Source organism: Streptomyces sp. NPDC059003 (assembly GCF_042740445.1).
Lineage (GTDB): Bacteria > Actinomycetota > Actinomycetes > Streptomycetales > Streptomycetaceae > Streptomyces.
In genome coordinates this window covers 34,382-43,462 of the sequence record NZ_JBHYJH010000012.1, presented here as the reverse complement: position 1 = coordinate 43,462, position 9,081 = coordinate 34,382, and the positions used below count along the sequence as shown (strand labels likewise).

General features: G+C 71.8%; 10 protein-coding genes. 3 read left to right on the top strand and 7 right to left on the bottom strand.

Going from position 1 to position 9,081, the window contains the following annotated elements:
- The 5 genes from ACFWZ5_RS08080 to ACFWZ5_RS08060 all read right to left on the bottom strand — a co-directional run.
- Window positions 1-1,037, bottom strand: a 1,037-nt coding sequence (locus ACFWZ5_RS08080; protein WP_384890533.1) for a choice-of-anchor A family protein, incomplete at its 3' end; no start/stop codon positions are given.
- A gap of 195 nt (window positions 1,038-1,232) precedes the next feature.
- Complete coding sequence (locus ACFWZ5_RS08075; RefSeq protein WP_384796123.1) at window positions 1,233-2,090, bottom strand: fumarylacetoacetate hydrolase family protein; 858 nt, start codon at window positions 2,088-2,090, stop codon at window positions 1,233-1,235.
- A gap of 115 nt (window positions 2,091-2,205) precedes the next feature.
- Entirely contained in the window at window positions 2,206-2,970 is a 765-nt protein-coding gene (locus tag ACFWZ5_RS08070) for a YidC/Oxa1 family membrane protein insertase (RefSeq protein ID WP_384796121.1), read from the bottom strand.
- Window positions 2,971-3,112: 142 nt separating this feature from the next.
- Window positions 3,113-3,445: a DUF6412 domain-containing protein gene (locus ACFWZ5_RS08065; RefSeq protein ID WP_384796128.1), complete on the bottom strand. Its 333-nt coding sequence runs from the start codon at window positions 3,443-3,445 to the stop codon at window positions 3,113-3,115.
- A gap of 114 nt (window positions 3,446-3,559) precedes the next feature.
- Entirely contained in the window at window positions 3,560-4,090 is a 531-nt protein-coding gene (locus ACFWZ5_RS08060; RefSeq protein WP_384796119.1) for a winged helix-turn-helix transcriptional regulator, read from the bottom strand.
- A gap of 122 nt (window positions 4,091-4,212) precedes the next feature.
- Here ACFWZ5_RS08060 and ACFWZ5_RS08055 point away from each other — a divergent pair, with 122 nt between their 5' ends.
- Complete coding sequence (locus ACFWZ5_RS08055) at window positions 4,213-5,631, top strand: MFS transporter (RefSeq protein ID WP_384796117.1); 1,419 nt, start codon at window positions 4,213-4,215, stop codon at window positions 5,629-5,631.
- Here the strand turns inward: ACFWZ5_RS08055 and ACFWZ5_RS08050 are convergent.
- Both ACFWZ5_RS08050 and ACFWZ5_RS08045 read right to left on the bottom strand, forming a co-directional pair.
- Complete coding sequence (locus tag ACFWZ5_RS08050; RefSeq protein WP_384796115.1) at window positions 5,594-7,147, bottom strand: sodium:solute symporter; 1,554 nt, start codon at window positions 7,145-7,147, stop codon at window positions 5,594-5,596. The genes ACFWZ5_RS08055 and ACFWZ5_RS08050 overlap by 38 nt on opposite strands.
- Window positions 7,144-7,365 carry a DUF3311 domain-containing protein gene (locus ACFWZ5_RS08045; protein WP_384796113.1) on the bottom strand — a complete coding sequence of 74 codons (222 nt, stop codon included), beginning with the start codon at window positions 7,363-7,365 and terminating at the stop codon, window positions 7,144-7,146. The genes ACFWZ5_RS08050 and ACFWZ5_RS08045 overlap by 4 nt, the downstream gene beginning before the upstream one ends.
- Window positions 7,366-7,470: 105 nt before the next feature.
- Between ACFWZ5_RS08045 and ACFWZ5_RS08040 the strand changes: the two genes are divergently transcribed.
- Together ACFWZ5_RS08040 and ACFWZ5_RS08035 are read left to right on the top strand one after the other, a co-directional pair.
- Window positions 7,471-8,532: an SEC-C domain-containing protein gene (locus tag ACFWZ5_RS08040; protein WP_384796111.1), complete on the top strand. Its 1,062-nt coding sequence runs from the start codon at window positions 7,471-7,473 to the stop codon at window positions 8,530-8,532.
- Window positions 8,533-8,669: 137 nt separating this feature from the next.
- Complete coding sequence (locus ACFWZ5_RS08035; protein WP_384796126.1) at window positions 8,670-9,056, top strand: very short patch repair endonuclease; 387 nt, start codon at window positions 8,670-8,672, stop codon at window positions 9,054-9,056.
- Window positions 9,057-9,081: the final 25 nt, after the last annotated feature.

Here is a 9,081-nt window from a genome sequence, read left to right as displayed (position 1 = left end):
GACGGCGAGACCGACGGGCTCGGCGACGGAGACGGCGCGGCGCACGTCGGCAGATCCCCGTTGAACGGGTACGCGTGGAACTCCTGGCCCCCACCCCGCGCCGACGTGTGCGTCAGCTGGCCCACGGTGAAGAACCGCCCGTTCATGCCGGGCAGCGTCACCGTCGTCGCGCTCGCCGCCTGCCCGACGAGCACGCTCCCCTGGAACTGCCCGCTGCCCGCGAAGGTGACGTCGGTGGCGTCCGGGAAGTTCCACAGCAGCCGCTCGCGCAGACCGTCCGGCAGCGTGCCCATGTACGTGCGGATCGTGCGGGCGTCGCCGGTGAGGTTGACGAGGACGGTGGCGTCCGCCGGGATGTTGCGGAAGATGATGCCCTGGTCGCCGCCGGTCCGGCTGACCAGGTCGAAGTCGACGTTGAAGACCTGGATGGCGGAGCGGCCGTCGCCGGTGAAGGTCGTCTCGCTGCCGCTGTTGACCGCCTCCCCCGTAGCGGCCCTGGGCTCGCCGTTGTCGTACGCGTAGCACTGGCTGGCCGCGGTCAGCTGGCCGGGCAGACTCGCGTACTTGTCGGCCGCGCCCGGCTCCTGCACCGCGGCCGGGCTGACCGTGCCGCTGGTGGTGCCCTCGTACACGACGCGCCCGGAGACGCTGCCCTCCTCGGCGAGCAGCCGCTGGCCGGTGGCGACGGTCACGTTGCCGCCGGAGGTCAGGAAGTCCGAGCCGTTGGGCGGCGGCACGCGGGAGCCGACGCCGGCGACGCCCACGTTGTAGATCTGCGAGACCCCGGCCGCCTTGTTCATGTCGAAGTTGCCGAGCACGACGACCTTGCCCTCGGCCTCGGCGGCCGCCTGCCGGACGAGCATGTCCTTGCCGACGAACACGTTGATGTTCTCGTCGCGGCCCGCGACGGGACCGTTGTTCGGGTCCGGGTAGGGGCCGCTCGGGCAGCCGGAGCCAAGACAGGGGCCGAGCCCGCCGGGCAGGGGATCGGCCACACCCTGCCCGGCCAGGCCGCCGACGACCACGGCCGCGGCCACCGTGACGGCCGCTGCTAGATACGCTGAACTTTTTCTTCGCATACACGGAAATATGCGTAATTCAGACAAAAGTGACGGGAGACACGCTCGGGGCTTCCCCCATTGGCCCGACAGGCGGAAGGTTTACGCCGCCCGGCGTTACGCCGACTTGACGGTGTTACGCCGGTTTGACGCTGTTACATCGGCTTGACGCTGTTACGCCGGCTTGAGCTCCTGCCGCTGGCGCCCGAGCCCGTCGATCTCCAGCTCCACCACGTCACCCGCCCGCAGGAACGGCTTGGGCTCCGGCTGCCCGAGCGCGACCCCGGCGGGCGTCCCCGTGTTGATCACGTCGCCCGGGTACAGCGTCATGAACTGGCTGACGTAGCGGACCACTTCCGCCACCGGGAAGATCTGCTGGGCCGTCGTCCCGTCCTGCTTCAGCTCGCCGTTGACCCACAGCTTCAGGGACAGGGCCTGCGGGTCCGCCACCTCGTCCGCCGTCACCAGCCACGGCCCGAGCGGGTTGAACGTCTCGCAGTTCTTGCCCTTGTCCCAGGTGCCGCCGCGCTCGATCTGGAACTCGCGCTCGGACACGTCGTGCGCCACCGCGTACCCCGCGACGTGCGCGAGCGCCTCCTCGTGCGAGGCCAGATAGCGCGCCGTGCGCCCGATGACGACCGCGAGCTCGACCTCCCAGTCCGTCTTCACCGAGCCGCGCGGCACGAGCACCGTGTCGTACGGCCCGACCACGGTGTCCGCCGCCTTGAAGAAGACGACCGGCTCGGCGGGCGGCTCCGCGCCGGTCTCGGCCGCGTGGTCGTGGTAGTTCAGGCCGATGCACACGACCTTGCCGATCCGCGCGACCGGCGGCCCGACGCGCAGCCCCGGCGCGTCGAGCACGGGCAGGTCACCGCCTGCGGCGGCCGCGCGGACCCGGGCGAGCGCGGCGTCGTCGGCGAGGAGCGCCCCGTCGATGTCGGCCACGACGCCGGACAGGTCGCGCAGGGTCCCGTCGGCGTCGAGCAGCGCGGGGCGCTCGGCACCCGCCGTACCGACTCGCAGCAGCTTCATGGATCGTCTCCCTTGGTCGCGGGCCACCCGGCCGACGATGTGCGGTCATCGGAGGTCTGGCCGATCCTCCAAGCAAGCCGTCCGCCCCGCAAGACCCCGTTCACGTACTGGACCGTCACATGGCGGTGGCCATGTGGGCCGCCGCCGCGCCCTGCGGCATGTCCCGGTACAGGAAGGCCCGCTCCACCGCGCTCCACGTCGTGCTGGTCACGATGTACAGCGCGGCCGCGAGCGGCACCACCGCCACGGAGAACAGCGTCATGAAGGACAGGAACGGCATGAACTTGGTCATCGCGGCCATGGCGCCCGCGCCGGGCGCCTGCTCGTCCCCCACGGGCAGGGCGGCGGCCCCGGACATCTGTCGCTTCGTACGCCGGTAGTTGAAGGTCGCGACGGCGGCGACGAGCGCGAAGAGGGCCAGGTAGACGAGCCCGGCCGCGCCGAAGACGCCGCCGTCGCCGAGCGCGTCGGCCCAGCGGCCGCCGAGCGGGGCGGCGAGCAGCTTGTGGTCGAGGAGCTCGTTGGCCTCGCCGCCGATCCTCGAGCTGGAGAACAGGTGGTAGAGCAGGAAGAAGGCGGGCAGCTGGAAGAGGCCGGGCAGGCAGCCGGCGAGCGGCGACACCTTCTCCTTGCGGTGCAGCTCCATGAGCGCCTGCTGGAACTTCTCCGGGTTCTTGCCGTGCTTCTTGCGCAGCTCGGCGATCTGCGGCGTCAGCTTGGCGCGGGCCTTCTGGCCGCGGGCGGCGGCCCGCGACAGGGGGTGGACGAGCAGGCGTACGCACATGGTGACGGCGACGATGGCGGCGGCCATCGCGGAGCCGTGGAAGAGCGGGTCGAACAGGTCGGCGAGGTCGGCGACCAGGTCGGCGAAGAAAGACATGGGTGAGCCCTCCGTGGGTCTCGTCGTGCCGGGGTGCCCTGACGGGCAGGGGTGCCTCAACGGGCAGGCGTGCCTCTACGGGCAGGGGTGCTTGTCGGCATGACGACCCGCGCGGGGTCCGAAGGGTGGGCCTGAAGGGTCCCTACGCGGCCGTCAGGAGGGGACGGCCGGGTGCTCGGGGGCGGGTGCGGCCCCGGGCGTCGGGGTCGCGCTGCGGCAGGAACGCCGTGCGTTGTTCGCGGTCGCGGATGGCGGTGCGCACGCGGGTGCGGGGCACGGCGGGCGCGGAGCGCGCGGCGAGCAGGGAGCACACGGCGAGGGCGGAGCCGGCGGCGGCGGTCGCGGCGAGCGCGACGGCGGCGGAGAGGCTGCCCGTGTCGGCGAGGACGGTCTCGACGAGGAGCACGAAGAGCAGGACGGCGGGCCGCAGGGCCGCACCTGACCGCTTGACCAGATCCTTGATCCGATCGCTGATCCGATGCTTGGTCAGACCCTCGGTCCGATCGCTGATCCGATCCTGGGTCCGGTCCTTGGTCAAAGCCGCCTCCTCTCCGTCGCTCGAACGTGCGTGTGCTGCCGCTTCCTGCCGTTATACAGGATCGGTGACGACCGGCTGAAGCAGGCGCCTGGGTCCGAGCAGCGCCCGGCTGACCGGATCGACGGGTTCCGGATCGAGCCCGGGCCCGGGCAGCATCTCCACGTCCTCGACCGGCACGAGCCGCCCGCACGCCGGGCACTCCCCCACCACCCCCAGCTCCGCGCCGCACTCCGCGTGCCGGAAGTACCGGAGCGGAGCCGCACTGTTGAAGGCGTCGCGCCCCCAGACGCCGAGCGCCCGCAGGGTCGGCCACAGGGCGCGGCCGCGCTCGGTGACCACGTACTCGTGGCGCCGGGGCGCGTCCGCGGCGGGCCGCTTCTCCAGGACGCCCGCGTCGGTGAGCGTCTGGAGGCGGGCGGCGAGGACCGCGCGCGGGATGCCGAGGTGGACGAGGAAGTCGTTGTAGCGCCGGACGCCGTAGAGCGCGTCGCGGACGACGAGCATCGTCCAGCGCTCACCGACGACTTCGAGGGCGCGGGCGACGGAGCACTCCTGCGCCGCGTAGTCCTTGCCGAGAGCCATGGGCCCACTGTAGCCACTTTCCCGACTCATGGTTCATTCATTGAACTTCGAATGCTACGGTCGCAGACGCCTCGCAAGTTCAATGACTGAACCTGAAAGCCACTCGTCCCGAAGGGACACCCATGTCTCGCGCCGCCATCACCACACCGGCCCCACCGGCCACCGCCACCACACCCCCGACGCGCCACCGCCCCGGCGCCACCCTCGCCCTCACCAGCGCCGCGACCTTCATGGCCCTGATGACGTACACGGCCCCGATGGTCACGCTCTCCGACACCGCGGACGCGCTCGGCACCTCCCTCTCCGCCCAGGCCTGGCTCCTGAACGGCACCCCGCTCGGCCTCGCCGCGCTGCTCCTGGTCGCGGGCAGCCTCGCCGACGACTACGGGCGGCGCCGGATCTTCCTGTACGGGACGTACGCGCTCGGCGTCACCACGGCGCTCGGCGCCCTCGCCACGTCGACGTGGATGTTCACGCTGGCGCGCGTGGCCCAGGGCGCGGCGAGCGCGGCGGTCCTCGCGGCCAGCCTCGGCCTGATCGCGCAGGCGTACCCGGCGGGCCCCGGGCGGATCCGGGCGACCGGGGTGTGGGGCGCGTTCGTGAGCGGCGGCATCGCCGTCTCGCCGGTGGTCTCCGGCGGCATCGCGACCCTCGCGAACTGGCGCCTGCCGTACGCGGTCCTGGCCGTCGTCACCCTCGCCGTCGGCGTCCTCGGCCCGCGTGCGCTGGTGGAGTCGCGGGCGCCGCGCGCGGGGCGGCCCGACCTGGCGGGCGCGCTCGCCTTCGGGCTCGCGCTCGTCGCGCTGCTCGCCGCGCTGACGCTCGGCCGCGACGGCTGGCTGCGCGCGCCGGTGGGCATCCTGCTGCTCGCGGCCGTCGTCCTGATGGTCGCGTTCACATACGTGGAACGGCGCGCCGAGACGCCCATGCTGGACCTCGGTCTGCTGCGCCGCCCGCTGTTCCTCGCCTCGTCCGCGGGCGGCCTGTTCACCGGGCTCTCCGTGATCGCCCTGTTCAGCTATCTGCCGACGCTGATCCAGCACACCGCGCTCGGCCTGTCCGCGATGGGCACGGCCTGGCTGTTCGCGCTCTGGTCCGGTACGTCGTTCCTGGTCGCGCTGCAGGCCAGGCGCCTTGCGGGCCGCGTCACGCCGCGGCACCAGATGGCCGCGGGCTTCGTCCTGCACGCCGTCGCGGCCGTGACGATGCTGGGCGGTGCCGCCGCCGACTCCTGGCTGCGCCTCCTGCCGGGCCTGCTGATCTCCGGCGTCGGCAGCGGCCTCCTGAACGCCGCGCTCCCGCTCCTCGCCGTCGAGTCGGTGCCGCCGGAGCGCGCCTCGATGGGCTCGGGCGCGGGCAACACCGCCCGCTACATCGGCTCCGCGGCGGGCGTCGCCCTGATGATCGCGGTGTCGACGGCGACGGGCTCGACGCCCCAGGACCTGGCCCACGGCGCGAACGTGGCGCTCCTGGTGTCCGCGGCCCTGGGCGTCCTGGCCGCGCTCAGCGTCGTACTCCTTCGGGAGCGGGCTCCTCGCTAGGGCCTGTTGTACCGGGAGGGCCTGTCGTACCGGGCTCGTCGTCGACCGGGTCCCGGGCGAGCACGTCGTCGTCCGCCCGGCCGTCCCGGTCGGCAGGACCGGCGTACGACACCGCGAGCGCGACCGCCAGATTGACGGCGAGGGCGACGATCCCGGCGTTCACCCCGCCCACCGGATCGTGCTCGCTGAACACGAGCCCGCACACGATCGCCACCCCCACGACGAGCCCGCTCACCGCCCCCACCAGGGTCAGCCGCCGCCAGACGAGCCCGAGCAGCAGCATCGGTACGAGCTGCGCCATCCCCTCGTACGAGACGAGCGAGAGCCGTACGAGGGTGTTGGGCGCCGCGTACGTCATGACCAGGGCGAGCGTCCCCGCGGCCACGACGACGCCCTGCGAGGCGAGCTTCTGCCGCGCGGACGACCGCCACCGGGGCAGCAGGCAGAAGACGCTGCTCCCCCACATCGTCCCGATGACCAGCATGAACACGGCCATCGGCACGATCGACGACAGCGCGGCGGCGACGCCGATGACCCCCACCGCCCACGCCGGCAGCGAGTCCACGACGAGCCGGAACAGGGCGAGGTTCGACCCGGCCCCGCTCAGCCCCGGCACGACGAACAGGGCCGCCATGCCGAGCAGCATCGGCACGAACAGCAGGACGTTGTACGCGGGCAGCCAGATGGCGTTGCGACGCAGGGCGTCGGCGCTCCGCGCCCCCAGATACCCGGCGACGGTGGTCGGGAAGATCACCACAGTGAGGGCGTTGAGGAACGAGGTGGTGGCGAACCAGGCCTCGCCGTACGGGCTCCCACCGCTTCCCGGCAGCGTCAGCCAGGCGCTCTTCTCGTCGACGATCCGCCCGACGAAGTCCCCGTACCCGTCGAAGTAGTGCAGCGGCACGTACACCGCGAGGAAGGCGAGCGTGCCGATGACGAGCACGTCCTTGAGCACGGAGACCCAGGCGCTCCCGCGGAGCCCGCTGACGACCACGAACCCGGTGGTGACGGCGAACCCGATGAAATAGGCCCAGTTGAGGCTGATGGCCCCGTACGAGATCGTCGAGACGACGACGCCCATCCCCGTGATCTGCAACTGGATGTACGGCAGCAGGAACACGGTCGCGAGCACGGCGACCCCCGCCCCCAGCCAGGGCTTTCCATAGCGGTGGGCCACCATGTCGCTGACGCTGACGAGCCCGTGCCGCCGCGCGTAGTCCCACAGCATGGGCCCGACGACGTACCCGACCGCGTACCCGCAGGACATATACGCCACGACGTACAGCACGGGAGCCCCGTAGTTGTACCCCCAGCCCGCGGCCCCCAGATAGCTGAAGCTGGTGTACCCCTCACCGGCCATCAGCACCCAGATGAACACCGGCCCCAGGGACCGCCCGCCGACGGACCACTCGGCGAGCCCGCCCCCACGGCCGTGCCCGCGCACGGCGAGCAGCCCGAGGGCGACGGTGGCGACCATGAAGACACCGAAGACGGAGGTGGCGACGGCGGTGTTCACGAGCGCCGCCTCTTCTTGTCGCCCCGGTAGGTCAGCCAGACGGCGAGGGGCGTCAGCAGGGTCGCGGCCAACAGCCACACGAACAGGAAGGGCAGCCCGAACACGAGGGGCCGTACGCGGTTGGCGAGGGGCAGGGCCCCCAGGTACAGCACGAAGGGGGCGAGCAGCCAGAGGAGCTGCGGCCGACGCAGGGGGCGCGGCTGGCGGCGAATGATCACGGGGAGCCAGCCTAACCGGGCCGCTCGGCCCTGGGCGTAGGGCCGCACCCGCGGACGAACCAACCCCATACACCCCACCCCGAGAACGGCAGTACGGTGTCACCCATGCGCCCCGACAAGCCTGCCGACCACGCCGTCGCCCCTGTCGATCACATCGCCGAAGCGGAGCGCCTGGAGCGCACCGCGGGCCTCTACCCGGAGGACGCGGAACACCTGCTCCTCCAGGCCGCGGCCCACCTGGAGCTGGCGGAAGCCCGGGAACGGGCGACGACGCTCTACGACACCCTCCTCTCCCCCTCCGCCGCGCACCCGCCGGAGAACCCGACCCTGATCCGGGCCCTGAAGGCGGCGAACCTCTGGGAGTACGGCCACGAGGCGGAGGCGCGGGCGATCATCGAGGGCGTACGCGGCACGCGCCCCGCGGACGCGGCGCCGTGGGTGATCGTGGCGGAGGCGCTGGAGTCCCACGACGAGCTGGACCAGGCGCACGAGACGTTCACGGAGGCGCTGCAGCATCTGCTCCCCGCCCCGGACCTCGAACCCCCCTATCCCACGCACCCGTTGCTGTACGGCCGCCATCGCGTACGCCGGCTGCAGGGCGCGGCGCACGACACGTGGGACGAGCTGGCGGACCGCGTCCACCGCGCCCGCGCGGCCGCGGCGGGCCGCACCCCGGTCCCCCTGGACGAACTCCACGACCCGAAGCGGGTCTGGGCCCTCGGCTCGGACAACCCCGACGAACTCCGCGCCGAAATCACCCGACTGCAAGCGGAATTGGGCACGTACCGAGAAGCCCTCTCCCGCCCCTTCCCAGTAGCGATCCTCCACTGGCCGTCCACGGAACTCACGGAACTCCTGACGGCGTACCCGGACCTGTCGACGGAGTACCCCTCCCACGAGACCCACCTGTCGACGATAGAAGCATCGCTACGCGAACTCTCCGCCTCCGGTACCCCCAACCTGGGCATCGTCACGGGAACGGTCCCGTCATACGAGGCCTTCGCAGCGTCGGAGGGCGCGTCACCGTCGGACGTGACACTGCTCCCCCAGTACGCGACGACGCTGGCGGCACGGGGGCGGGCGGTGGGGTGGCCGCCGGAGCGGAATTCCGCATGCTGGTGCGGGTCACAGCAGGCATACATGGCGTGCCACGGCGAAGGCGTCTGAACAGCAGTTCCCTCGCCCCCTGAGCCGGTCACCGAACCCGCCCAAGTGACGCAGATCCCAGCTCGCGAGATCCACGTCACCCAACCCATACTGATGCCATGTCCCCGACCGCCTCGTCCCCGGCTGTTGCCGCACGTATGAGCCGTCAAGCGTCCCGCGACACAGCGCAAGAGATGGCCGTGCGTCGACTACTGCACAGTAGGGGGCTGCGATATCGGGTGCACGTCCCTGTCGCGGGCATGCCTCGCCGGACCATGGACATCACCTTTGGAAAGCTGCGGATCGCCGTGTTCCTCGACGGCTGCTTCTGGCATGGCTGCCCCGAACACGCCACGAGCCCTCGAGCGAATGCGCATTGGTGGCGCTCGAAACTTGACCGGAACATGACGCGAGATCGCGAAACCACCAGCCATCTACGCTCCGAAGGCTGGACAGTGCTGAGGTTCTGGGAGCACGAGTCCGCGGAGGAGGTCGCGGACCAGGTCGCGGCCGTCGTGATCTCCAGGCGGTCACCCCCCTCGTAGAGACCCGAGGGTGCGAAACTCAATC

What these genes read in the sequence shown, in the direction of transcription:
- ACFWZ5_RS08075 (WP_384796123.1), bottom strand. Translation starts at nt 2,090, where the DNA reads ATGAAGCTGCTGCGAGTCGGTACGGCGGGTGCCGAGCGCCCCGCGCTG.
- ACFWZ5_RS08070 (WP_384796121.1), bottom strand. Translation starts at nt 2,970, where the DNA reads ATGTCTTTCTTCGCCGACCTGGTCGCCGACCTCGCCGACCTGTTCGAC.
- ACFWZ5_RS08060 (WP_384796119.1), bottom strand. Translation starts at nt 4,090, where the DNA reads ATGGCTCTCGGCAAGGACTACGCGGCGCAGGAGTGCTCCGTCGCCCGC.
- ACFWZ5_RS08040 (WP_384796111.1), top strand. Translation starts at nt 7,471, where the DNA reads ATGCGCCCCGACAAGCCTGCCGACCACGCCGTCGCCCCTGTCGATCAC.
- ACFWZ5_RS08035 (WP_384796126.1), top strand. Translation starts at nt 8,670, where the DNA reads ATGAGCCGTCAAGCGTCCCGCGACACAGCGCAAGAGATGGCCGTGCGT.
- ACFWZ5_RS08055 (WP_384796117.1), top strand. Translation starts at nt 4,213, where the DNA reads ATGTCTCGCGCCGCCATCACCACACCGGCCCCACCGGCCACCGCCACC.